At 64.7% G+C, this 23878-nt stretch carries 19 protein-coding genes; 7 read left to right on the top strand and 12 right to left on the bottom strand.

The features are described 5' to 3' along the window. Nucleotides 1-273: 273 nt before the first annotated feature. From FJ941_RS11660 to FJ941_RS11650, 3 genes are read left to right on the top strand one after another with little or no spacing between them, the layout of a single operon-like run. Nucleotides 274-2094 (top strand): sensor histidine kinase, encoded by a 1821-nt coding sequence (locus tag FJ941_RS11660; protein ID WP_246673789.1) that lies wholly within the window; start codon nucleotides 274-276, stop codon nucleotides 2092-2094. Next, complete coding sequence (locus tag FJ941_RS11655) at nucleotides 2091-3476, top strand: sigma-54 dependent transcriptional regulator (RefSeq protein ID WP_140505621.1); 1386 nt, start codon at nucleotides 2091-2093, stop codon at nucleotides 3474-3476. The genes FJ941_RS11660 and FJ941_RS11655 overlap by 4 nt, the downstream gene beginning before the upstream one ends. Then, nucleotides 3473-3901 (top strand): GNAT family N-acetyltransferase, encoded by a 429-nt coding sequence (locus FJ941_RS11650; protein WP_140505619.1) that lies wholly within the window; start codon nucleotides 3473-3475, stop codon nucleotides 3899-3901. Before FJ941_RS11655 ends, FJ941_RS11650 begins: the two co-directional genes overlap by 4 nt. Here FJ941_RS11650 and FJ941_RS11645 read toward each other — a convergent pair whose 3' ends face one another. From FJ941_RS11645 to murA, 9 genes are all read right to left on the bottom strand, one after another. Then, nucleotides 3902-5017, bottom strand: a complete 1116-nt coding sequence (locus FJ941_RS11645; RefSeq protein ID WP_140505617.1) for an anhydro-N-acetylmuramic acid kinase — start codon at nucleotides 5015-5017, stop codon at nucleotides 3902-3904. It abuts the gene before it with no gap. A 9-nt stretch (nucleotides 5018-5026) separates the two neighbouring features. Further along, complete coding sequence (locus FJ941_RS11640) at nucleotides 5027-6031, bottom strand: serine hydrolase domain-containing protein (RefSeq protein ID WP_140505615.1); 1005 nt, start codon at nucleotides 6029-6031, stop codon at nucleotides 5027-5029. A gap of 58 nt (nucleotides 6032-6089) precedes the next feature. Further along, nucleotides 6090-7838, bottom strand: coding sequence for an ABC transporter ATP-binding protein (locus FJ941_RS11635; RefSeq protein WP_140505613.1), 1749 nt, complete (start codon nucleotides 7836-7838; stop codon nucleotides 6090-6092). After that, complete coding sequence (locus FJ941_RS11630) at nucleotides 7835-8674, bottom strand: ABC transporter permease (protein ID WP_140505611.1); 840 nt, start codon at nucleotides 8672-8674, stop codon at nucleotides 7835-7837. Before FJ941_RS11630 ends, FJ941_RS11635 begins: the two co-directional genes overlap by 4 nt. Continuing rightward, nucleotides 8674-9633, bottom strand: coding sequence for an ABC transporter permease (locus FJ941_RS11625; protein WP_140505609.1), 960 nt, complete (start codon nucleotides 9631-9633; stop codon nucleotides 8674-8676). Before FJ941_RS11625 ends, FJ941_RS11630 begins: the two co-directional genes overlap by 1 nt. A 37-nt stretch (nucleotides 9634-9670) precedes the next feature. After that, nucleotides 9671-11182, bottom strand: coding sequence for an ABC transporter substrate-binding protein (locus FJ941_RS11620; RefSeq protein WP_140505607.1), 1512 nt, complete (start codon nucleotides 11180-11182; stop codon nucleotides 9671-9673). Between the two features lie 169 nt (nucleotides 11183-11351). Further along, nucleotides 11352-12275, bottom strand: coding sequence for an N-acetylmuramic acid 6-phosphate etherase (gene murQ / locus FJ941_RS11615; RefSeq protein WP_140505604.1), 924 nt, complete (start codon nucleotides 12273-12275; stop codon nucleotides 11352-11354). Between the two features lie 159 nt (nucleotides 12276-12434). Beyond that, nucleotides 12435-13316, bottom strand: coding sequence for an N-acetylglucosamine kinase (locus FJ941_RS11610; RefSeq protein WP_140505602.1), 882 nt, complete (start codon nucleotides 13314-13316; stop codon nucleotides 12435-12437). Continuing rightward, the gene (gene murA, locus FJ941_RS11605; RefSeq protein ID WP_140505600.1) at nucleotides 13313-14569 is read right to left on the bottom strand and encodes a UDP-N-acetylglucosamine 1-carboxyvinyltransferase; all 1257 of its coding nucleotides are present in this window, start codon (nucleotides 14567-14569) and stop codon (nucleotides 13313-13315) included. The genes FJ941_RS11610 and murA overlap by 4 nt, the downstream gene beginning before the upstream one ends. Before the next feature lie 154 nt (nucleotides 14570-14723). Between murA and FJ941_RS11600 the strand changes: the two genes are divergently transcribed. Further along, entirely contained in the window at nucleotides 14724-15584 is an 861-nt protein-coding gene (locus FJ941_RS11600) for a MurR/RpiR family transcriptional regulator (RefSeq protein ID WP_140505598.1), read from the top strand. A gap of 6 nt (nucleotides 15585-15590) precedes the next feature. Here FJ941_RS11600 and FJ941_RS11595 read toward each other — a convergent pair whose 3' ends face one another. The 3 genes from FJ941_RS11595 to FJ941_RS11585 all read right to left on the bottom strand — a co-directional run bounded on the left by FJ941_RS11595 (nucleotide 15591) and on the right by FJ941_RS11585 (nucleotide 20134). After that, the gene (locus FJ941_RS11595) at nucleotides 15591-16946 is read right to left on the bottom strand and encodes a glutamine synthetase family protein (protein ID WP_140505596.1); all 1356 of its coding nucleotides are present in this window, start codon (nucleotides 16944-16946) and stop codon (nucleotides 15591-15593) included. A 247-nt stretch (nucleotides 16947-17193) separates the two neighbouring features. Continuing rightward, a complete protein-coding gene (locus tag FJ941_RS11590) occupies nucleotides 17194-17892 on the bottom strand; it encodes a GntR family transcriptional regulator (protein WP_140505594.1) in 699 nt (232 codons plus the stop codon). A gap of 202 nt (nucleotides 17893-18094) precedes the next feature. Continuing rightward, the gene (locus FJ941_RS11585; RefSeq protein WP_140505592.1) at nucleotides 18095-20134 is read right to left on the bottom strand and encodes a N,N-dimethylformamidase beta subunit family domain-containing protein; all 2040 of its coding nucleotides are present in this window, start codon (nucleotides 20132-20134) and stop codon (nucleotides 18095-18097) included. 442 nt (nucleotides 20135-20576) lie between these two features. On the opposite strand from FJ941_RS11585, the gene ftsZ reads away from it, so the two are divergent. From ftsZ to FJ941_RS11570, 3 genes are all read left to right on the top strand, one after another. Next, a complete protein-coding gene (gene ftsZ, locus FJ941_RS11580; RefSeq protein WP_027142209.1) occupies nucleotides 20577-21614 on the top strand; it encodes a cell division protein FtsZ in 1038 nt (345 codons plus the stop codon). A gap of 240 nt (nucleotides 21615-21854) precedes the next feature. After that, nucleotides 21855-22781: a class I SAM-dependent methyltransferase gene (locus FJ941_RS11575; RefSeq protein ID WP_246672810.1), complete on the top strand. Its 927-nt coding sequence runs from the start codon at nucleotides 21855-21857 to the stop codon at nucleotides 22779-22781. 121 nt (nucleotides 22782-22902) lie between these two features. After that, nucleotides 22903-23859 carry an alpha,alpha-trehalase gene (locus FJ941_RS11570; protein ID WP_246673774.1) on the top strand — a complete coding sequence of 319 codons (957 nt, stop codon included), beginning with the start codon at nucleotides 22903-22905 and terminating at the stop codon, nucleotides 23857-23859. Nucleotides 23860-23878 lie beyond the last annotated feature (19 nt).

Genomic DNA, 23878 nt, shown 5'->3' with positions numbered 1-23878 from the left:
CCCTGCGTGACTTCTCCCATCGCGGCGCTCCGGTTGCCCGCCGCTGCTAGGACTTTAGCAAGCGCTGTGCCAGATGGCGAATAGGCCGAAATCCCTGGGTTTCAGCCATTCCTGCCCTGCTGTCGACGGAGACTTGTGCGGATTTCCGCACAGGTCTTGTTTGCCCTGGCGGAATTTCGCATTAGACTGGGGCCAAAGCCGTGCAGGGAAGGGAGAGGGCCGACGCCGCGACAGCGCATCGATAGCGAAGCCCCAGGGTTTGCTGCCCGCGACCTGTTGCGCGAAGCGGTAGTGCGCCTGCGCGGCGGCCGTTGGCTGCTTGCGGCGATCGCGCTCGCGGTGCTGGTGGGAGCAGTCGCCGTTGCCGGGCGCATCGCCGAGGATCAGGCCGCCGGCAACTTGCGCGACGGGGCACTTGCCGCCTTGCCGCTGGCGGCCGGAACCCTGACCGGCGAAATCGAAAAGCAGCGTCTCGTGCCGCTGGTGCTGGCGCGCGACGATGCGGTGCGCGCCGCGCTGCGCCGCGCCGGGAAAGTCGAGGAAACCGCTCTCGACGCCAAGCTGAAGGCCATAGCCGGCGATGCATCGGCCTCGGCCATCTATGTCATCGACACGGCGGGCATGGCGATATCAGCCAGCAATGCCGGCCAGCCGGACAGCTTTGTCGGCATCGACTATAATTTTCGTCACTATTTCACCGATGCGATGGCCAACGGCGCGGCCAGCCAGTATGGCCTCGGCACGATCAGCGGCAAGCCGGGTCTCTACCTCGCCGGCCGTGTCGACGATGGTGGCAAACCGCTTGGCGTCGCGGTTCTGAAGGTCGAACTCGGCGGTGTCGAAGCCAATTGGCGCGCCAGCGGCTTTCGCGTTTTCGTCACCGATGAGCGCGGTGTCGTTCTGGCCACCAGCCAGCCCGATTGGCGCTTCCATGCGCTGGCGCCGCTCTCCGCCGCGGACGCCGCCGCGGCGCATGACCGGCTTCAACTGATCGACGCCGCCTTCGAGCCGCTGCCGATACGGCGTGGCGCCGGTGACGGTCTGGCGACAATCGACGAAGCCGGAAAATTGCGCCGGTTTGTCGAGGTGGTGCAGGACTTGCCCGGTGCTGTCCCCGGCTGGCGCCTGTGGCTGCTGACACCCGCCGATGCCGCCATGACCTCCGCCGCCAACACGGCGCGCCTGACGACACTGCTCGGGCTGCTGCTGATGGGGCTGCTTGCCTATGTGTTCACCCGGCGGCGTCGCACACGCCGGCTGCGGCAGGAGGCGCTGGCGCGCATGAACACCGAGCTCGAGAGCCGCGTCAGCACCCGGACCGCCGAATTGACGCGATCGAACACGGCCCTTGCCGGCGAAATTGCCGAGCGCGAAAACGCCGAGGCCAAGGTCCGCCGGCTGCGCGACGATCTCGCCCAGGCCAACCGGCTCTCCATCCTCGGCCAGATCGCCGCCGGCGTAGCGCATGAGATCAACCAGCCGGTCGCCGCGATCCGCACCTATGCGGAGAATGCGGGCCGGTTTCTCGAGGCCGGCAAGACCGAACCGACGAGCGCCAATCTGACCTCGATCGTGTCGATGACCGAACGCATCGGCGCCATCACCGGCACGCTGCGCACCTTTGCCCGCCGGCCCGGCGTCGCGGCATCGCCGTTGCCGGTGCGCGAGGCGATCGAGGGCGCGTTGTCGCTTCTGTCCGGCCGCATCCGCGATTCCGGCGTCACCATCGTCAAGCCGCGCGGTAACGCATCGCCATTGGTGATGGCAAGCCGCATCCGGCTGGAGCAGATTCTCGTCAACCTGTTGCAGAATGCGCTGGACGCCATGAAGGACCGGCCCGATCCCCGTATCGAGATCGACCTCGCCGAACGTGGCGACAGGGTGCTGATTTCGGTGCGCGACAATGGTCCCGGCCTCGGGCCGGAAGCCGCCGGCAATCTGTTCATGCCATTCCAGACCACCAAGGAAAAGGGGCTTGGCCTCGGCCTGGTGATCTCGCAGGAGATCGCCCAGGAATTGGGCGGCACGCTGCGGCTCGACCCCGACACGGCCAGCGGCGCATCCTTCACCATCGACTTGAGGCGGATCGAATGACGCAGGGATCAGGGTTGGTGGCGCTCGTCGACGACGATGCGGACCTGCTTCACGCCACCACGCAACTGCTTGAACTTGCCGGCTTCACGGTGATCGCGCTCGACGCCGCCGAGGCAGCGCTTGGTGTCGTCGACACGGATTTCGATGGTGTGGTCGTCAGCGATATCCGTATGCCCGGCATGAACGGTCTGCAGCTCTTCGACCGCGTCAAGGCTGTTGACCCCGACTTGCCGGTGATCCTGGTCACCGGGCATGGCGATGTCGATCTTGCCGTCGCCGCGCTCAAGGACGGCGTCTATGATTTCATTCCGAAACCCTATGCGGGGGAGCGCCTGGTCGAGGCCCTGAAGCGGGCATCGGAGAAGCGGCGGCTGGTGATGGAAAACCGGCGGCTGCGCCAAGCCGCGGCACTTGCTGCCGACGGCATGCCGTTGATCGGCGAGGCGCCCGCCATCCGCCGACTGCGTGAAACCTTGCGCCAGATCGCGGACATGGATGTCGACGTGCTGGTGGAAGGCGAGACGGGAACCGGCAAGGAAGTGGTGGCCGACCTCCTGCACCGGTGGGGCCGCCGCCGCGCAAAGCCCTTCGTCGCATTGAATTGCGGCGCTCTGCCCGAAACCGTCATCGAAAGCGAGCTGTTCGGCCATGAGGCCGGCGCGTTCACCGGCGCGCAGCGGCGGCGGATCGGCCGGATAGAGCACTCCAGCGGCGGTACGCTGTTCCTCGACGAGATCGAATCCATGCCGCCGGCGTTGCAGGTCAAGCTCTTGCGGGTGCTGGAGACGCGCAGCCTCACCCCGCTCGGCTCGAACGAGACGCGGCGCCTCGATCTCAGGGTCGTCGCGGCGACCAAGGTCAACCTCGGCCGGCCCGACCAGCGCGGCGATTTCCGCGAGGACCTCTATTTCCGCCTCAACGTGGTGACGCTGCGCCTTCCGCCCTTGCGCGAGCGGCGCGGCGATATCGCGATGCTGTTCGGCCATTTCCTCGGCAAGGCGGCGGAGCGGTTTGGCCGCCCTGTCGCCAAGGTGAACGCCGCCGTGAGCCATCATCTCCAGGCGCACGACTGGCCGGGCAACGTGCGCGAGCTCGCGCATTTCGCCGATCGCGTCGCGCTCGGACTTGGTCCCGATGACGAAACCAGGGCAGTCGCGCGGCTGCCGGAGCCGGCCGCCGCACTGCCCGAGCGGGTCGGGCAATACGAGGCGCAGCTCATCCGCGACGCGCTGCGCGATCATGGCGGCGACGTGCGCGGCGCCATCGACGCGCTCGGCGTGCCGCGCAAGACGTTCTACGACAAGCTCAAGCGCTACGGCATTGCCGCATCCGACTTCCGCCCTCTTGACGCTTCCAACCGCGCAATCCGGAAAGAGCCATGAACACGACACTTGAAACGACGGCAAATCCCGTGCCGGAAGAACTCGCCTTTCTCAGTGAGCGGCTGACGGCGTTCAACGACGGCGATGTCGGCGCGTCCGAAAGGAAGGCACTGGCCGTATTTGTGCGCGACGAGGACGGCGCTGTCGTCGCCGGCATCTCGGGCTACACCGCCTGGGGCTGGCTCTACGTGCAGTGGCTGTGGGTCGACGAAAGGCTGCGCGGCCAGCATATGGCAGGCCAGATGCTGGACGCAGCCGAACGCGAAGCCGTGGCACGCGGCTGCCAAAATGCCTGGATCGACACTTTTAATCCCAACGCCGCCAAGGTCTATCAACGGCAAGGTTATCAACCTTTTGGGACGCTGGCCGATTTCCCGGTCGGCCGCAGCCGAATTTTCCTGCAGAAGAATCTATCGCCCGCGTGATCAGTCAGCCAGCTTTCCCCCACGCATCGGTTCCGGTGCGCCGGTCGTGCTCGGGAAACTGATCGGCAGGCCGCGCAGCACGCGCACCGCGAGGAAGGCAAAGCACTCCGCCTCCACCGCGTCGCCGCTCCAGCCGAGGCTTTCGGCCAGCACCACCTCGACGCCGGCGCGGCTGGCGAGCATGGCCATCATCGTCGGGTTGTGACGGCCGCCGCCGCTGACCACCAGCTTCTTCGGCCGGCTTGGCAGAAGGTCGAGCGCCTTGCCGACTGCGGCGGCAGTAAACGCGGTAAGCAGCGCCGCGCCATCCTCGGCGTTCAGGCCGTCGGCCATGGCCGCGCTGAAGTCGAAACGGTCGAGCGATTTCGGATACGCCTTGGTCAGATAGGGATGCTGCAACAGCTTGGCGAGCCGGGCTTCGTCCACCTTGCCCGCGCGGCCCAGCGCGCCGTCACGGTCCATTTCGCCGAGCCCTTTCGACTTGATGAAATCGTTGAGCGGCGCATTGGCGGGGCCGGTATCGAAGGCGATGACATTGTCGGCGCCGTCCCACCAGGTGATGTTGGCGACGCCGCCGAGATTGAGCACGGCCACCTCGCCGCTGGCGCCGGCGCTGCGCATCAGCGCGGTGTGATAGGCGGCTGCCAGTGGCGCGCCTTGCCCGCCGGCGCGCATGTCGGCCGAACGGAAATCATAGGCGACCTTGGTGCCGAGGATCTCATGCATCAACTCGCCGTCGCCAAGCTGGCGGGTCTGGCCGAACCGTCCGACCTGCGGCGCGCGATGCAGCACGGTCTGGCCGTGAAAGCCGACGACGCCGATATCGGCCATCGTCATGCCGTACCCTTCGACGAGTTCCTTCACCGCCGCCGACTGCGCACGCGTCAGCGCCTCTTCCGCCTTGCTGAAGATCGCCGGTTCCGGCCCGACAAAATTCCAGGCCCTGGCCGCGGTCAGCGTCTCCTCCAGCAAGGAGCGGATCGACGGGGAATAGGGCATCAGCCGGTAGGTGCCAAAATCCTCGATCCGCTCGCCATCGGTCTTGATCAGCGCCACGTCGATGTTGCCGTCAAGCACGGTGCCGGTCATCAGGCCGGCAGCCCAGATTGGTTCCATGGTCTATCCCTAGCCCCTGTTGATGAGATCGCCGACGGCTTGCCGCAGCGAGACGATGCCGCTGTCGAAATGACGTGTCGGATGGATGCGGTTGGTGAGCAAGGTCCACGCCTTGCTCTTGTCGAAGTCTATCCACAGTCCCGTACCGGTAAAGCCGGTATGGCCGATCGTTCCCGGACTGCATAACGCACCCCCGGACCAGCCTTCGTAAGGTCGTTCCCAACCATGGGTTCGGGTGGCCGACAACGGCGCGCGCATCAGCGCGACCGATTGTTCCGATGCGCCGGTTCCGTCCAGCAGTCCCCGGGCGAAGTTGAGCACCGAAGCGGCCGTACCGAACAGGCCTGCGTGACCAGCGCCCTGCAACGCCGAGCAATTGTCGTCGTGGACCTCGCCGGACAGCACGCGGTGGCGCCAGGTGCAATCCTCGGTCGCCGCGGCGGCATCGGGTTCCGTGGACCAGGCAAAGCTCGGGCCGGGCTCCATGGCGCGAATGCTCTTGCCCGAAAGCCGCTCCAGCGCAAAGCCGAGCAGGATGAAGTTGATGTCGGAATAGACGGGGTCGCGCGCCCGCCATTCGCGCTGCAGGATGAAGGCGCGCAGCAGCTCGGGATCGCGTCCGTAGGTGTAGATCGGCTCGACTGCGGGGAAGGGCGTCTGGTGGCCGAGGCACTGTCGGAAGGTCACCTTCCGCTCCCAGGCGTTGGCGTCATATTGGCGAAGGTCGGGAAGCACCGAGATCAGCGGTGCGTCGAGATCGATGATGCCGTCCTGCGCCAGCGCCAGGATACGCGGCGTTGTGAAGATCACCTTGGTCAGCGACGCCAGGTCGAACCAGGTGTTTTCCCGCATCGGCCGCGGCTTCGGCACGAGCTGCGCCGAGCCGATTGCGCGGACGATGCGCTCGCCATCGCGGCTGACAATGCCGAGCACGCCGCCAGGGATACGTCTGGCGGTCACTGCCGTTGCCAAGGGCGCGAATGCGCGGTCGAAGAGCTGGGAGAGGCTACTCAATGCCGGCCTCCTTCGGAGAGGTAGCGCTGTCCCGCCGACCTTACATATCCCTGGGCCATCACGCCTCCACCCTCGCCATATGATCCCCTCCAAACCGCTCCCATTTCGCCGGAGCCGGCTCAAACCCCTGCGGGCGCACCAGCGACGGCACCTGGCGCGTGTCGATCTCGAAATGCTCGTGCCGCCGGTCGATGGTCGGAACGGCGGCGATCAGCTTCTTCGTATAGGAATGCCTCGGCTTCGACAGCACGGACCGCGCGTCGCCGATCTCGACGATCTGGCCGGCATAGATGACCGCGATGCGGTGCGCGATCCGCTCGACCACGGCCATATCGTGCGAGATGAACAGATAGGCCAGCGCATATTCGCGCTGCAGGTCGAGCAGCAGCTCCAGCACTTTGGCCTGCACCGAGACATCGAGCGCCGACACCGCTTCGTCGAGAACCACGACGGACGGGTTGAGCATCAGCGCGCGGGCAATGCACAGTCTTTGCCGCTGGCCGCCGGAGAATTCATGCGGGTAGCGCTCCAGGCTGTCCTTGGGCAGGCCGACGCGTTCGAGCAGGCTCGCCATTCTGGCCCGCGTTTGGGCATCCGCCCGCCCGCCGGTGGCGATCACCGGTTCGGCCAGGATGCTTTCGATGGTCAGCCTTGGGTTGAGCGAGGCGTAGGGGTTCTGGAACACCATCTGCACGGGCTTGGCGCCGCGCTCCGACGTGGCCGTTCGCGTGCCGACCGAGAAGCTGCCGCGTGTCGACCGCACCAGCCCCAGCACCGCCTTGGCGGTGGTGGATTTACCCGAGCCGCTCTCGCCGACGATGGCCAGCGTCTCGCCTTGCATCAGGTCGAAATCGACCCCGTCGACGGCATGCACCGCGCCGGTCGCGCGACTGAAGAAGCTGCTCTTGAGCGGAAACCGAACCACGAGCCCATCGACCCTCAAGGCCGTTTGCGTGTTCACGGCCTTGTCGCGCTGTCCGTCCACGCGTGTCGCCCGGCCACTGGCGAAATGCGGCACGTCCTGCAGCAGGTGCTGCGTGTAAGAATGCTGCGGGCGGTCGAGGATCTGGTTCAGTTCGCCCTGTTCCACGGCCTGGCCGTTTTGCATCACCATCACCTTGTCGGCGATGCCGGCGACCAGGCCGATATCGTGGGTGATGAAGATCATCGACATGCCGCTTTCGCGCTTCAGCTCGGCAAGCAGCGCCATGATCTGTGCCTGCACGGTGACGTCGAGCGCCGTCGTCGGCTCGTCGGCGATCAGCAGGCGCGGATTGCAGGCGAGCGCAATCGCGATCATCACCCGCTGCAGCATGCCGCCGGACAACTGGTTGGGCGTGTATTTCAGCCGTCGCGCGGCATCTGGAATGCGCACGCGGTCGAGCGCGTCCCTGGCTGCCGCCGTGGCTTGCGGGCCCGTCAGTCCGCGATGCAGGCGGAACGATTCCTCGATCTGGGTGCCGATGGTCAGCACCGGGTTGAGCGAGGTCATCGGTTCCTGAAAGATCATGCCGATCTCGGCGCCGCGAATGCCGGTCAGTTGCGGTTCAGTCGCGGCTGCCAACTCGAAGACGGTCCCATCGACCCGCTTCAGCTTCATGGAACCGCCGGTAATGCCGCCGCCGCCGAAATCGACGAGCCGGTTGATCGACAGCGCCGTCACCGATTTGCCCGAGCCGCTTTCGCCGACAATGGCCAGCGTCTCGCCGTCGGCGACATCGAAGCTGACCCCGCGCACCACCTCATTGGCCTTGGGATTGCGGCCGAAGCCGACGCGCAGGTCCGAGACCGACAGCAGCGGGGTCATGCCAACACTCTCCGCATCCTGGGGTCGAGGATGTCGCGCAAGGCGTCGCCCAAAAGGTTGAAGCCCAGAATGCTGATCATGATCGCCAGGCCTGGGAAGATCAGCAGCCAGGGTGCCGTTTCCATCAAATTGCGGCTGTCGCTCAGCATCAGGCCGAGCGACGCGGCGGGCGGCTGCGTGCCAAGGCCGAGAAAGCTCAAGCCGGCTTCGGTCAGCAGCGCCCAGGCGAGCGCCAGCGTCACCTGCACAGTCAACGGCGCCACGAGGTTGAGCAGCAGGTGGCGCGTGACGATATAGCTCGAACTGCTGCCGAAGGTTCGCGCGGCATCGACGAATTCGCGTGTCTTGAGCGACAGCGCGGGGCCCCGCACCACGCGCGTGAAAATCGGCGTGTAGACGATGCCGATGGCTACCACGCTGGTCCATGTGCCCGGTCCGGCGACGGTGACGATAAGCAGCGCCAGAAGGATCGCCGGGAAGGCCAGCAGCACGTCCGTGATCCGCATCACGACGCCGTCCCAGCGGCGCCCGAGCCAGGCGGCGGCAAGCCCCAGGACCGTTCCGGCAAGGGACGCGAAGGCCACCGAGAAGAAGGCGACCGTAAAGGACTGGCCGATGCCCGCCATCAGGCGGCTGGCGACGTCGCGGCCGAACAGGTCGGTGCCCATCCAGTAGGCGGCGCCGGGCGCGTGCAGCCGGTCGATACGGTATTGCGTGATCGGATTGTGCGGCGTCAGCCCCAACAGGCCAAGGATGGCGAGCAGCAGATAGACGCACACGATGACGCCGCCGATGCGGCCGCTGCCATGGCCGAAGATGGCACGCAGGATCCGCATCACTGTTCCCCCAGCCGGATACGCGGATCGAGCGCGACATAGGCGAGGTCGACCAGGAGATTGACGATCATGAAGTTGAAGGCGATGAACAGCACGCTGCCCTGCACCAGCGCGTAGTCGCGCTGCAGGATGGCATCGAGCACCATGCGTCCGAGGCCGGGCAGGGCATAGATTTGCTCGACGATGACGGCGCCGCCCAGGAGGTAGCCGAACTCTATGCCGCTCAGCGTCACCACCGGGATCAGCGCATTGGGCAAAGCGTGCCGCCAGATGACACTGCGCGCCGAAGCGCCCTTGCTGCGGGCCGTGCGGACATAATCGTCGCTCAACACGTCCAGCATCGCCGAGCGCGCGATGCGGGTGACGGACGCCGCGAAGGCGAAGCCGAGCGTGATGGCGGGCAGGATCAGCTGGCTGAGATTGCGCAAGGGATCCTGCCAGAGCGGCGCGAATTCGCCCATCGCCGGCAGCACGCCGAAGCCGGCCGACAGCGTGTAGATGATCAAGAGGCCAAGCACGAAACTCGGCGTCGATTGGCCGATCATGGCGACGATGCGCACCCCAAGGTCGGACGGTTTTTCGTTGTGCGTGGCGGCGTAGATGCCGGCCGGCATGCCGACGAGAAGCGCGATGATCATTGACAGCACTGCCAATTCCAGCGTCAGCGGAAAACGCTCGAGGATGACGTCGAGAACCGGCCTGCCATAGGTGACGGAGATGCCGAAATTGCCGTGCAGGATGCCGCCGATCCAGCGCCAGTATTGAACGAACCAGGGTTGGTCGATGCCGAAGTAGGCGGCGAGCGAATCTCGTTGTGCCGGCGTCAGCAGGCCGGCCTCGGTGCCCAGCATCGCCGTGATCGAATCGCCAGGCACCATCCGGATCGCGACGAAGACCAGGATGGATACGCCAAGCAGGACGAGAGGAAACGTCGCCAGCCGTCGCAAGAGATAGTTCACGCCAGGAAGACCTCTCGTCCCGTTGCCGAATCCGGCGCTATTGGATGGTCACCTTGCTCAGGCTGAACAGCGTGCCGGTCGGCGTCGGCACGAAGCCGGCGATGTTTTTCTGCTGGGCCGTGTAGCTGTAGGAGGTGTAGAGCCAGATCCACGGCGATACCTCGGCGAGGTGCTTCTCGAACGCGGCGAAGATCGCCTTGCGTTTGGCCGGATCGGTCTCGGCGCGGCCCTGCTGCATCAGGCTGTCGAGTGTATCGTCGATATAGTTCGCCACCTTCTGCAGATTGCCAGCCTTGGTCCAGTAGCGGTTGTACATCGTATAGGGGTCGGCCCGGCCGCCATTGAGCGCGATCGCCATGTCGAAATCGCCCTTCAGCCAGGCGTCGACATAGACGTTGAGCTCCATCATCTTGATGTCGAGCTTGACGCCGATTTCGGCGAGCTGCGACTGGATGACCTGGGCTTCCGCCGCCGCCGTCGGCGGCTCGCCGGTGGCGCCGATCACGGTCGCCGAAAAGCCGTCGGCAAAGCCGGCCTCGGCCATCAACTTCTTGGCTTTTTCGACATCGCGCTTGTAGCAGAACAACTGGCTCGGATCGGTCGCCAGCGCCGGGATGGTCAGCGGCCCGGTGACCTTGCCTTCGCCCAGCGCGGCGGTGTCCAGCACCTCCTGCCGGTCGATGGCGCAGGAGATCGCCTGGCGCACCTTGAGCTCGGTCATCGGCTTGCGCGATGGGTTGAGCTGCAGCACGTTATAGGCAAGCACCGGTACACGGTTCAATTGCAGGTTGGCTTCTTTCGGCACCAGCGTGGCGACGAGCGGGTCGTTGAGCAGGGCGAAATCGATCTGCTTGGTGCGCATGGCGGCGAGGATCGCCGCCTCGTCGGGCAGCACGCTGATCTCGATGCCGTCGACGCCGGTCGCGCCGCCGGCCCAGTCCTTGTTGGCGCTCAGGACTTCCTTGGCGTTTGGGTCCCATTTGTCGAGCTTGAACGGGCCGGAACCGACCGTCTTCGTGCCGATCGATCCGGCCTTGATTTCAGCCGCCGGAACGATGGCCGCGTTGACGTCGCTCATCGCCGTCAGGATTGGCGCGTCGGGCTGCGAGAGGTGGAACACGACGGTCGCCGCATCAGGCGTGTCAATGCTGGCGATCGACAGGAAGTTGGCGCGGGCGGCGGCACCCGTCTTCTCGTCGAGGATGCGCTCGAACGACGCCTTGACGTCGGCGGAGGTTACCGCCGTGCCGTCCTGGAATTTCGCCTTGGGATCGAGCTTGAAGGTCAGCTCCTTGCCGTCTTTCGAGAATTCCCAGGAGGTGGCGATAGCGGGGATGATCTGCAGGCTGGCGTCGAGCCGCACCAGCGGCTCGTAGATGAGCTCCAAAAGCCGCAGCGACGAGAACGCCGTCTGCTTGTGCGGGTCAAGCCCGGTGGCGTCCTGCGACCAGGCCATGTGCAATGTCGCCGCCTGCGCCGAAACCGTGGCGATGCCGAGCATCGCGGCAAGGGTGATGCCCGAAAGCAGCCTTCCTGTAAGATGAACCATTCTCGTCTCCCATTATTGAACTCGATGCCTTGCAGTTTCCGCGGGCCGCTTCCAAGGCACACATGCTTTGGAGTATCGGCCCAGTCTATGCGGCTTGACGCCGTCTTGTCTAAAGCGGCTTCACGCCGTCTTGTCTAAAGCGGCTTTAGCCGTCTTGTCTAAAGCGGCCTCAGGCCGCTTCGTCGCTGATCGCCTTTCGCAGGAACCCTCCGGCCTTGGCCAAAGCGGCCCGCGCCGCTTCGACGTCGAGGCCGGTGATGGTGACCAGGATCGCCAGCTTGACGTCATTGCCGGTCCGGTCGAGCGCCTGCCGCGCCTGCGGCGCGGTGCAGCCGGTCGCCTGCATGACGATCCTGATCGCCCGGACGACCAGCTTCCTGTTCGACGGGTTCAGGTCGACCATCAGGTTCTGGTAGCTCTTGCCGATGCGGATCATCGAAGCCGTGGTCAGCATGTTGAGCACCAGCTTCTGTGCTGTTCCCGATTTCAGCCGCGTCGAGCCGGTGAGCACCTCCGGACCGACGACCGGCGAGATGGCGATCTCGGCGATGCCGGCAATGGCCGAGGCCGGATTGCAGGACAGCGCGACGGTCGTCGCGCCGATCTTCTTGGCATAGGTCAGCCCGCCGATCACATAAGGCGTGCGCCCGCTGACCGCGATGCCGACCACCACGTCGTCAGGTGTGAGCGTGATGTCCTGCAAGGCCTTGGCGCCCATCTTTGGGTCATCCTCGGCGCCTTCCGTTGAGCGCACCAGGGCGTCGGACCCACCGGCGATCAGGCCGACCACCATGCCTTCGGGCACGCCGAATGTGGGCGGGCACTCCGAAGCGTCGAGCACGCCAAGCCTGCCGCTGGTGCCGGCGCCGATATAGACAAGCCGCGCGCCTTTCTGGAAGGCGAGCACGATCCGATCCACCGCGGTGGCGATTTCCGGCAGCACCTTTTCGACGGCCGCCGGGACAAGCCTGTCCTCGTCATTGATCCTGCGCAGCACGTCGATGGTCGGCAGCAAGTCGATGTCGACGGTCCCTGGATTCCGGCCTTCGGAAACCAGCCGGTCCAGCTCAGACATCAACCGTTGCTCGGTCATCCCAATGCTTTCAAAAAATCTGCTGCGCGGTCCGGCATGGCTCGACCGGCGGTGCAACAGACCGTGGTCCGTCACCGCAGGTTCTCCTGTTAACTTTTTAGAATTTGATATTCACATCGTCAATAGAAATTTGGAATATTTTATTCCTACTCTTGCCACCTATCCCTTGCATGCCGATTTCTTGGCAAGAATGATCGCTCCGGACACGGCGTCGCCGTCCGCGGGTTTCAGGCGGCGCCGGACGTCGGGGGAAAGCCAGGGCTCGAGCGGGCTGGCAAGGCCGCCCAGCAGGGTCACGCGCGGCGCACCTTTTTCGAACAGCACCCGCACCAGCGTGTCGATCTGCTCGGCGGCGCTTTGCACGATGCGGCGTCCGGCGGGGTCGCCTTGGTCGGCATGCCGCATCACCATGGGTGCAAGTGCGGCATAGTCCGTGGCGCTAGCGCGGTCCATCCAGGCGACGGCCTCCATCGGGTCGCCGGCGAAGCGCTGCATGAGTTCCGCCAGCAGCGCCGTCCGTTCGTGGCGGCCGTCATGGGCGCGCAGCGCCAGTTGCACGGCTTTCAGTCCGAGGTCGGCGCCGCTGCCCTCGTCGGAGATCGGAAATCCATAGCCGCCGGCGCGCAGGTCGCGGCCCTCGACAAAGCCAAGGCCGATCGAGCCGGTCCCGGCGATGACGATGGCGCCGTCCTGGCCCGAATGCGCGCCAAGGCAGGCGCCGACACCGTCGCTGACGAAGTCGATGCTGGCAAAGGGATGCGCGATTGCCCGCAGCGCCTCCAGCGCGCCTTTGCGGCCGATGCCGGCAAGGCCGATGCCGGCATGGATGCGGACGGTCTCGGCGGGCGCGAAACCTGCTTCATCGATCGCCGCGCCGTAGGCTTTGGCAATGGAGCCCCATGCTGCCTCGATGCCGAGCCGCGTCGTCGCCGGGCCGGACAGGCCTTGTCCCAGCACCATGCCTTGCGCGTCCTCGAGACGGGCGCGGCAACCGGTGCCGCCGCCATCGACGCCGAGAAAATAATCCGTGTCGGTATTCATGCGCCCAGCCGCTCGATGTCGGCGCCGCACAGGCGCAGCTTGCGGTCCAGTTGCTCGTAGCCGCGGTCGAGGTGATAGACCCGGTTGATGATGGTCTCGCCTTCGCTGACCAGCGCCGCCAGCACCAGCGACACCGAAGCGCGCAGGTCGGTGGCCATCACTTGCGCCCCGTGCAGTTTCTCGCCGCCGCGCACCAGCGCCATGGTGCCTTGCAGCTTGATGTTGGCGCCGAGCCGCATCAGTTCGGGTACATGCATGAAGCGGTTCTCGAAGATGGTTTCGCGCAGCAGCGAGGCGCCCTGCGCGCAGCACATCAGCGCCATGAACTGCGCCTGCAGGTCGGTCGGGAACCCCGGATAGGGTTCCGTGGTGAGGTCGGCTGCCTTGAGCGGCCGGTCGCGCGAGACGATCAGTCCCCGGTCGCCCGGCCAGACGCTGACGCCGGTCGCCTCCAGCAATTGCACCACCGAGGCCATGTGTTCGAGCCGGGCATGCGTCAGCTCAAGCTGGCCGCTGGTGATGGCGGCGGCGATGGCATAGGTGCCCGCCTCGATGCGGTCCGGGATGATGTCGTGGCTGGCGGCGCGCCAGTTGGTGTCGCCCGCGATCAGGATGCGGTGCGTGCCTGCGCCCTCGATGCGCGCGCCCATGGCGCTGAGGCAAGCGGCGAGGTCAGCCACTTCCGGTTCGCGCGCCGCGTTCAGGATTTCGGTTTCGCCCTTGGCCGTGGTCGCCGCCATCATGGCGGTTTCCGTCGCCCCGACCGATGGCGACGGGAGCACGATGCGGGTGCCGGTCAATCCGTTCGGCGCCGAGGCGACGATCAGGCCGTTCTCTATGGCGATCCTGGCGCCCAGCGCGGCGAGTGCGGTGACATGCATGTCGACCGGCCGCGCGCCGATCGCGCAGCCGCCTGGCAGCGAAACCCGGGCATGGCCGAACCGCGCCAGCAACGGCGCCAGGACGAGCACCGTCGCCCGCATCTTCCGAACCGTGTCGTAGGACGTCTCCTTGGAAACGGCGGCACTGGGGTTAATGATCGCGGCATGGGCGGACCGGGTGATTTCGGCGCCGTGAAGCCGCACCACGCCGAGCATGTTTTGGACGTCGGTCACATCGGGCAGGTTGGTCAGTTCGAGTGGGTAGGGGCTGAGCAGCGCAGCCGCGATCTGCGGCAAAGCGGCATTCTTGGCGCCTGATATGGTGACCGCGCCTTGCAGTCTCTGTCCGCCGACGATCCGCAATCTATCCATGGCTGAAACCTTGAGGGTCACCCCGGCGACCTGCCTGGGAATCCCGGGCGGTGGCCCGGGTCGAGCTGAGAATTAATTCTGCGTTCTTGGCTGTCAATCAAAATTGGAATAATTTATTCCTCGTCTTGCAAGTCTCAAGAGCGAGGGGATTTCCGTGTCTATCTTAAGCAGGATCAATGCCAAGCTCGACGGCATGGCGCCCGGCGATCGCGAGATCGGCCGTTACATCGTCGACAACCCCAACCAGATGCTGCGGCTGTCGACGGCCGCACTTGCGGCCGAGATCGGCCGCAGCCAGTCGAGCGTGGTCAAGTTCAGCCAGAAGCTCGGCTATGCCAGTTATCAGGAACTCAAGCTCGCCGTCAGCGAGGCCAAGGCGCAGGATTGGCAGGTGCCGGCCGGCGTCATCCACGGTTCGATCGAGGTCGGCGATGGCTTTCCGGTCATCTTGAAGAAGCTGATCGGCAGCAAGCTGCTGTCGATGCAGCAGACCGTCGCCGCCAACAGCGAGCGCATCATCTCCAGGACGCTGGAACTGCTGGATGGCGCGCGGCGCATCCATCTGGTTGGCGTCGGCGCTTCCTCGCTGGTGGCGCGCGATTTCTCCTACAAGCTGATGAAGCTCGGCCGCAATGTGCTGCATGACAGCGACAGCCACATCCAGATGGCCAACGCCTCGACGCTCGGGCCTGACGATGTGCTGTTCGCGCTCTCCTATTCCGGCGCCAGCATCGAAACCTTGCGCATCGCCGAGCTTGCAGCCAAGCGCGGCACGACGGTGATCGCCGTCACCGGCCTGCATGAAAATCCGCTGAGCCGGGTCGCCGACATTCGCCTCTACACCATCGCCGACGAGGAGCGCGCGCGCTCCTCCTCCATCACGGCGCGCGACGCGCAACTGACGCTGACCGACCTTTTGTTCATCCTGCTGGTACAGAAGCAGCCGGATGCCAACGACTATGTCCACAACAGCGAGGCGGCGGTCACTGTACTGAAGGCTGAGCGGTCGACGTAAAGGGCCTCAGACGCTTTCGAGATAGGTCTCGATCTCGAAATCGCTGACATTCAGGGCAAACGTATTCAATTCCTGGCGTTTGCAGGCGATGAAGGAGTCGCGCAGGATCGCCGGGAAGATCTCCGCCACATGCGTCCCGCCTTCAAAGGTCGCGATCGCCGACGCCCAGTCCGGTGGCAGCTTGGCCGGGGCAACGCCTTGCCCGTCCTTCCCCGCCGGCTCGCCCGGTGACATCTGCTTCTCGATGCCGATCAGTGCCGCGCCCAGGATGGCGGCAAGCACCAGGTATGGGTTGGCGTCGGCTCCCGAGACGCGATGTTCGATGCGGCGCGCGCCGGTCGGGCCGCCGGGGATGCGGATCGCGACCATGCGGTTCTCGTACCCCCAGGCGACCGCGGTCGGCGCGTAGGATCGTGGGCGCAGCCTCCGGTAGGAATTGAAGTGCGGCGCGAACACCAGCGTGCTTTCGGCCATCGCCGCCAGCAGCCCGCCGACCGCATGACGCATGATGTCGGAGCCCTGGTCGGTGCCGTCGTCGAACACGTTGCGCCCTTCGCCGTCGACCAGGCTGAAATGGACATGGAAGCCGTTGCCGGCGCGGTCGCCATAGGGCTTGGCCATGAAGCAGGCGGCAAAGCCGTGCTTGCGGGCAATGCCCTTTACCGTGCGCTTGAACAACACCGCATCGTCGGCCGCCCGCAAAGCGTCGGCGACATGGTTCAGGTTGATCTCGAACTGGCCGACGCCGTTTTCGGCGATGGCCGTGTCGACGGGAATGCCTTGTGCGCGGCAGGCTTCGTAGATGTCATGGATGAAGGCTTCGAAATCGTCGATCTCGTCGATCGACAGCGCCGCGTCGGAATCGAGACGCCGCCCGGTGACCGGTGAGACTGGTCCGACAGGCCGCTGCGATTGCGGATCGACCAGGTAGAATTCGAGTTCGGTCGCCGCGACCGGAGTGAGGCCGAGCGCCTTGTAGCGATCGAGGATGCGGGCCAGTGCCCGCCGGGGGTCGCCGAGATAGGGTGAACCGCTTTCGTCGGCGAGCCAGAGCGGGACGAGCGCCGTCGGATGCGCCGTCCATTCCACCGGCAGAATGCCGCGTCCCGTCCATTGGCAAAGCCCATCGGCATCGCCGGTCGAGAAGACCAGGCTGTTGCCTTCGATGTCCTCGCCCCAGACATCGAGCCCGATCAGCGAATAGGGCATGCGCAGCTTGCCTTCCAGCGCCTTGCGGGCCTGCTCGACCGGTATGCGCTTTCCCCGCATGATGCCGTTGAGGTCGCACACCGCGGCCCTCAGGCTCTGGATGTCGCTTCGGCTTTCAAGCCAATTCAAAACGTCCGCAATTGCATCGCTCAATTTCCGTTACCTCTGGTTCCCTGCGGGGCCGCGCCTGAGGCGGCCACCCTATTTCACGACAAGACAGCTGATGAGTTCATGAAGGCATCTCCGACATCAGTCGGAAGAGTTTTCTTCATTTTTTCAAATCATTAGCCGGGATGTCGGGAGGCATTTCAGGAACCAATTGCGCGATTTGCGATCGCAACATAGCGACAAGGCTGGGCAAAGCCAAGGGGCATCTGGTGACGGATCCAGGAACGTCCGCCTAGCTCCTCGCTTCGGGGAACATACCCTGCCGCAGGATGTGCGCGGCGCCCTCGTCGATATCGCGAACGATGGCCGCCCGCGCTCGCGCGCCGTCCTGTGCCTCGATCGCCGCGACCGCTTCCTCGTGATAGTCGATGTCCAGAATGGAGGAGAGGTCGTCCTCGAACCCCGTGGCGAGGTTTCTAAGAAACGGGCCGACCTGCATCCATACCGTCTCGATCAGGAAGATCATCTGCTCGTTGCCGCAATGGCGATAGATCGAGAATTTGAAGTCGTGGTTCTTCCTGAGATAGTCGCCGATATCGCCCTTGCGGGCCGCCAGGGTCAATTCGGTGCAATGGCGTCGGATCGCCCGCAGATTGTTGCCGTTGATGAGTTTCGTCGCGAGCTCGGTCGCCGGGCCTTCGAGGAGCGTACGCACGGCGGTCAACTGCGAGAACCGCTCGGCCGAGATCACCGGCACCTCGACGCTGCCGTTCGGCATCGGGCTCAGCGCCCGCAATGCCTGCAGCCGCATGAAGGCACTGCGCACCGGCATGTCGCTGGTGCCCAGTTCCCTGGCGAGCTTGCGCGAGGTCAGCTTCTGGCCGGGCAGGAATTGGCCCGACATCAAGGCCCGCACGAGCTCCAGATAGACCTTCTCATGCAGAGGAACGGTATCGAGGGCGGTCAAACCGAAATGTGTTCTGTCGGCCATTGGCGAGGGCGCTGCTTCATCCGTTCTGAAAATGACCTGACGACACGCGCCGCGGACAAACTTTGGGCTAGGCACGGCGGAAACACCCAGGCCGCCGATTGATCAGGCATGATAGACGCTTCGATCGTTGCGCGGCAAGCCAACTGCTGGAGCCGGCGCGGTGCCGCGGGCGCCTGCCTTTCCGGGGCTATCGATCCGGGGTCTACTGGCTCGTTTTCGCTGCCAGATGCGCCAGCAAATTCTTGGTGATCCGGCCGACGTCGTTCATGGCATCGCCCGCCGGCAAGGCGCCGCACCAGGCGACGGAACTCGCGCAGAAGATCAGGCCGCCCGAAGGCAGATGGCGCAGCGTCATCTCCGCGCAGCAGCGCCCGTCGCGCTCGCTGTCACCTCCTTCATACCAGCGGGTGGCGTCATGGACGAAGCTGTCCGGGAAACCGGTCGCGCGCGCAATGACCATGGTCTCGGGGGATGTGCCCAGATGCGGATCCGTGGCATCGACCTCGTAGCCGGCGGCGCCTCCGAGCACGATGCCATCGTCGCCGAAGGTCTCGCTGGTGACGCCGTCGAACAACCACGCGGCCGAGGGTTGACGGCTTTCCGGCGTGCGCGTGAAAGGCCGCGCGCCGTCGAACCCCATCAGCGAGATGGCGACGCCGGTCAGCGAGAACTCGCCGCGCCCGCTGGCGCGCAGATAGCCGCCCGGCTGGTTGGTGATCGACAGTGACTGTTCGGCGATGGCGCCGTCCCAGGTCCGGCCCGCCTCGAGCGGCGAGCGGCGCAGTTCCATCAGATCGTCGTGGAACGCGACCTTGCCGGCAAAGCCGTTGCCACCGAAATAGGCGATGCTGCCGCCCGCCGCCGCGAACTGGCGCAGCGCATGCTCCATCTCGACCGACATGTATTCGGGATGGCTGCCGGTGATGACCGCCCGGTAGTCTCTGAGGCCGGCAAGGCCCCGCTCATGCAGGTCGCGGTCGGTGATGAGATCGAAGGCAATGCCATTGCTGTGGCAGAAGCGCAGAAAATGCAGGTCGACCGGCAGATTGTGCGGACAGCCGCACAGCGGATAATTGTAGTCGTCGCGCAGCGTCGCCTTCGGCTTCCTGGTGGAACAGATCGACACGCCGCTGAGGTCGTTGTGGTAGTCGTAGAGCGACTTCAGGTTATTATCGATCGCGAAGCTGTGGCCGCGATCCTCGCACCTCCATTCGTAGAGATGCGCCGGCAGGAATTCATCCGCGTAGGCGAGGTAGGTGGCCGTCGGCACCAGGAACACCAGTGGCGCGCGGCGTGCCGACGAAGTGATGAAGAAGACGATACGCTCCGATCCTTGGTCGTGACCGACCTCGAAGGCATAGACCCCGGGCGGCGCCGCGGCGGGAATCTGCAATTGGCAGGAGGCGGGCCACTGCAACGCGCCCATGTCGTCGTCGTGGCAATGCACGGCGTCATAATGCGACGGCACCAGGCGGGGGTCGAAACTCGACCCATCCCAGCGCCGCGAGGTCATGCAGAAGGCGGGCTGGTTGATCGTTTCCAGGAAGAGGACGCGATCGGTGCCTGTCGAGGCGAGCGGACCGCTCGGCAGCAGGGTCGGAAACGTCCAGGCGACACGACCAGCCGCGGTTTGCAGCGAGATCGCAGAGAACTTCGCGTTGAGCGACCTGACATCGTTTGCCATGCTGGTGCCGAAGACCATGTCACCAGGCAGGGGCCGCCACGGCAGGTCGAATCCGTGATCCAGGTGAAACGGCGACAGGAGATCGTCCGAGTCGATCCGCAGCACGGTCGCGCCGTCGTTCGACGAAATTTCGACCTTGAGCCAGGTGTTTGCCGGCAAGGCTACGCCGCTATCGAGCGACTTGCCGTCGAGGCCAGATGTCAGCCGCCCGTCCTGCAAGCCGAGGCGCAGGTTGCCGCTCTCGAACAGCACGCGGGCGCCATCATTGCGGGTCAAGTACACTTCGAAGGCGACGCCTCCGATCTCGGTGGCCAGTTCGGTCGCCGCAACCCGGAGGAAGGATCCATGATCGAAGTCACGATGCGATACGGCACTTCCTGTCGGCTCGACGCGCCAGTTCATCGGCTCGGCCCCGGGTGTGTCGAGCCGCACGATCCTGATGTCGCGTACCTGCCGCGACGACGAGACATGAAGGCCGACCGATGTTCCGGCCGCCGTATGCCAGGGAACGGTATAGCCAGAGACGGCCATGGCGCCGTGATCGACGGGGCGTTTCATCGCCGCAAAAGTCCGTGCCGCGATCCCGGCGGCCGCAATCTCATGGATGGCAAACTGGACAATTCTTTCATACCTTTTTGGTTCTGGAGGGGGTATATACACCATCGGCTTTGATTGGTGGCGAAGTCCGCAGAGATCTCGCCCTGGCGATCGAAGCATCGGCAAAGGCGGGTTCTGCCCAGCCGTCTCCAGGCATCTGTCGTGGTGTCTGATCTGCGACGACACTATCGCGATCACCCAGGACCGGACAGTCGGTCGCGTGGGGTTCGGCCTCTTCATCACAAATCTTGACCTTCCCGCACTTGCACGTCCGGCCGCTCTCTGGCTTTTTGGGGTATCCATCCGAACGGACTGATTCGCGTCATGCCGCTCGATTGCAATGTCTACGGGCAGTCTGCTTGTGGGCCGTGAAGCGCACGCAGTTGGCGAAGGAGAAGCAGGCATGGCCGAGTTCAAGAAGCCGGAAATCTCCGAGATGAGACCCAAGATCACCGTGATCGGCGTCGGCGGCGGTGGCGGCAACGCGATCAACAACATGATCGTCGAACAGCTTCAGGGAACCGAGTTCATTGCCGCCAACACCGATGCCCAGGCGCTGACCATGTCGAAGGCGACGCGGCTGATCCAGCTTGGCGCGCACGTCACGGAAGGGCTTGGCGCCGGCTCGTTGCCCGAGATCGGCCGTGCCGCTGCCGAAGAATCGCTCGACGAGATCATGGATCATCTGGCCGGCACCCACATGTGCTTCGTCACTGCCGGCATGGGCGGCGGCACCGGAACCGGTGCGGCCCCGATCATCGCCCAGGCGGCGCGTAAGGCCGGCATCCTGACGGTCGGCGTCGTCACCAAACCGTTCACCTTCGAGGGCCGGCGCCGCATGCAGATGGCCGAAGAGGGCATCGAGCGGCTGCGCGAGGCCGCCGACACCGTGATCGTGATCCCCAACCAGAACCTGTTCCGCATCGCCGACGCCAAGACCACCTTCGCCGATGCCTTCGTCATCGCCGACCGGGTGCTCTATTCCGGCGTCAGCTGCATCACCGACCTCATCGTCAAGGAAGGCCTGATCAATCTTGACTTCGCCGACGTCAAATCGGTGATGCGTGGCATGGGCCGCGCCATGATGGGAACCGGCGAGGCGTCCGGCGACGGCCGGGCGATGAAGGCGGCGGAAGCGGCGATCGCCAACCCGCTGCTCGACGAAATGTCCATGAAGGGTGCCAAGGGCGTGCTGGTCTCGATCTCGGGCGGCAGGGACATGACACTGTTCGAGGTCGACGAGGCGGCCACGCGCATCCGCGAGGAAGTCTACGAGGATGCCGACATCATCGTCGGCGCCATCTTCGACAAGAGCATGGAAGGCCGCTTCAGGGTCTCGGTGGTGGCGACGGGGCTCGATCGTTCGCTCGGCGAGGGTGATGCCGATCCCGGCATCGCGCGCGACCACGCCGGCCAACCGCCACAGCGGACGCTGCAGTAGGGCTTGCTTGATCAGGATTGATTGGGCCCGGGACTAATTTAAGTCGGTCCGGCTGCTTTGCGCGGCCATTCTCAGGCTTGCCGCATGGCGACCGCCTGTAGCTTCGTCTCGACCGTGTCTTGGCTGAAGCCGCGCCATACAGATGGCGGGTTCGTTCGAATCCGTTTCTAGAGCACGTCCGTCTAATCAAGATCACATTCGCTATGCGTCTGGCAGGCCTCTCATGGCGACGACAACGGGTTGGTTGCCATCAGAATTCGCGTCTGTTTACCTGAGCCAGCTATCGAAGTCCGATATTGTCGGCGATTCGCGGAGGGGAACATCAGTACCGGCAAAAATTCAACATCGACCGGCCATGAAGCGAGTGACGCAAGCTGGCTCGATCTTCATTTCGAGTCATCACGGCCGGAATACGAAGACGCACTTACCCAAGTTGGAATGCAACGTGGCTGGGACGTGCTCGATGCGGGATGCGGGGGCGGAAGCTTCCTTCCGCTCATCTGCGAGCTGATTGGCTCCAACGGGTCCGTGACAGCTCTTGATCTTGCGCCTGAGAATATTCAACGCGCCGAGGACTTGACTAAGGATGTCCCGGACCGGCCGAAGGTGCGCACCCGCGTCGGCAGCATTCTGTCGCTTCCTTTCAACCATGCTTCCTTCGATTGCGTGTGGTCCGCCAATGTTATGCAATATCTCACGCCGGCGGAATTTCAGCAGGCCACGGATGAGGTAAGACGCGTATTGAAGCCCGGCGGCATCCTCGCCGTAAAGGACTTCGATTCGACGCTTCTGCAGATGCTGCCTATGGATCACGGGGTATTTACCCGCTTCATGACGGCGCGATTGCAGACGTTCCGCGACAAGGGAGTGCTTGGCACCGATTGTGGTTCCTCGCTTCCCGGACTTTTGCGGGATGCAGGGATGGAGATCGTCTGGCGCAAAGGCTGGCTCGTTGAACGGTGGGCCCCTGCTGGCGAGCACACGCGCGATTATGTACGCGACTTAATCTCCTATTTCACGACTGCAGCGCCGGATTACGGCCTCCCTGAGAGCGATCAGCATTATTGGAAGGAACTGGCAGCAAATCCAGGGAGTCTGCTTGATCAGCCTGATTTCTGCTACCGCGAATTCTTCGTTCTGACGGTTTGCAGGAACGCGGCAATCTAAGAGCACGTCCATTTTTTAATCAGGGTCATCTCCTGCAGCTGAAATAGGGAATCCCAATCCGGATTCCGGTCGCCCGACCGCCACGTCGGGCATTACCCAGCCAGCCGTCGCAGGCTTTGCCGTGCGGCGCCTGTTCGACCGCGCCAAGGACAGAAAATTGGCCGCCGAGCGGGCCCGCGCGCTGCTGCCGAAGATCGATGCCTGGCATCGCTGGTTCTACGAAGACCGCGACCCCAAGAGTGAGGGGCTGGTCGCCATCATCCACCCCTGGGAATCTGGTCGCGACAATTCCATCGATTGGGACGATGCCTTCGAGCGCGTGCCGACCGAAGGCGTCGAGCCCTACACTCGTCGTGATACCTTGCATGCCGATCCGGCACATCGCCCGACCAAGGCGCAGTACGATCGTTATCTCTGGCTGGTGCAGCATTTTCGCGGGCTCGGTTGGGACAACGCGAGACTGCACGATGCCTCACCTTTCCAGATTGTCGATCCCGGCTTCAACGCCATCCTGATCCGCGCCGCCACCGACCTTGCCGATCTTGCCGAAGCGCTTGGCGAGACGGCGATCGCCAAGGCCAACCGCGCCCGCGCGCAAAAGGGCCTGGCGGCCATGGAGCGGCTGTGGAGCGACGCGCACGGCCAATACCTCTGTCTCGATCGTGTCGCCGGCACGCTGGTCGACAGCGCTTCGGTTGGTGGCATCCTGCCGGCCTTTGCCGCGATCCCGAAAGACCGCGCCGCTGCAGTCGCCGCGGCCGTCGAACGCCTTGCCGGCACCGCGTTTTACGTCGTGCCGTCACATGATCCCGGTGATCGGCGCTTCGACGCCAAGCGTTACTGGCGCGGCCCGGTCTGGCTGGTGGTCAACTACATGATCGCCGACGGCCTTGCCGCCGCCGGCCACGGTCAGGTCGCACAGCGCATCACGCAATCCAGCCTCGACTTGATCCGGGAGAGCGGATTTGCCGAATACTACGACCCGCTGACCGGTGAGCCGCTCGGCGGCGGCCGTTTCACCTGGACGGCGGCGATGGTGATCGAGTTTTTGCGTGATGCGCAAGTGGGTGGTGCCTAAGCATGTCGGGGCGGGAACG

It is taken from the genome of Mesorhizobium sp. B2-3-13 (assembly GCF_006442195.1).
Taxonomy (GTDB): Bacteria; Pseudomonadota; Alphaproteobacteria; order Rhizobiales; family Rhizobiaceae; genus Mesorhizobium; species Mesorhizobium salmacidum.
Note: the sequence above shows the minus strand (reverse complement) of the source record. Positions and strands in the feature narration are given on the sequence as shown.

Coding starts and splice junctions, on each gene's coding strand:
- FJ941_RS11655 (WP_140505621.1), top strand. CDS start 2,091: ATGACGCAGGGATCAGGGTTGGTGGCGCTCGTCGACGACGATGCGGAC.
- FJ941_RS11650 (WP_140505619.1), top strand. CDS start 3,473: ATGAACACGACACTTGAAACGACGGCAAATCCCGTGCCGGAAGAACTC.
- FJ941_RS11645 (WP_140505617.1), bottom strand. CDS start 5,017: ATGGAACCAATCTGGGCTGCCGGCCTGATGACCGGCACCGTGCTTGAC.
- FJ941_RS11635 (WP_140505613.1), bottom strand. CDS start 7,838: ATGACCCCGCTGCTGTCGGTCTCGGACCTGCGCGTCGGCTTCGGCCGC.
- FJ941_RS11630 (WP_140505611.1), bottom strand. CDS start 8,674: ATGCGGATCCTGCGTGCCATCTTCGGCCATGGCAGCGGCCGCATCGGC.
- FJ941_RS11620 (WP_140505607.1), bottom strand. CDS start 11,182: ATGGTTCATCTTACAGGAAGGCTGCTTTCGGGCATCACCCTTGCCGCG.
- murQ (WP_140505604.1), bottom strand. CDS start 12,275: ATGACCGAGCAACGGTTGATGTCTGAGCTGGACCGGCTGGTTTCCGAA.
- FJ941_RS11610 (WP_140505602.1), bottom strand. CDS start 13,316: ATGAATACCGACACGGATTATTTTCTCGGCGTCGATGGCGGCGGCACC.
- murA (WP_140505600.1), bottom strand. CDS start 14,569: ATGGATAGATTGCGGATCGTCGGCGGACAGAGACTGCAAGGCGCGGTC.
- FJ941_RS11590 (WP_140505594.1), bottom strand. CDS start 17,892: ATGGCCGACAGAACACATTTCGGTTTGACCGCCCTCGATACCGTTCCT.
- FJ941_RS11585 (WP_140505592.1), bottom strand. CDS start 20,134: ATGAAACGCCCCGTCGATCACGGCGCCATGGCCGTCTCTGGCTATACC.
- ftsZ (WP_027142209.1), top strand. CDS start 20,577: ATGGCCGAGTTCAAGAAGCCGGAAATCTCCGAGATGAGACCCAAGATC.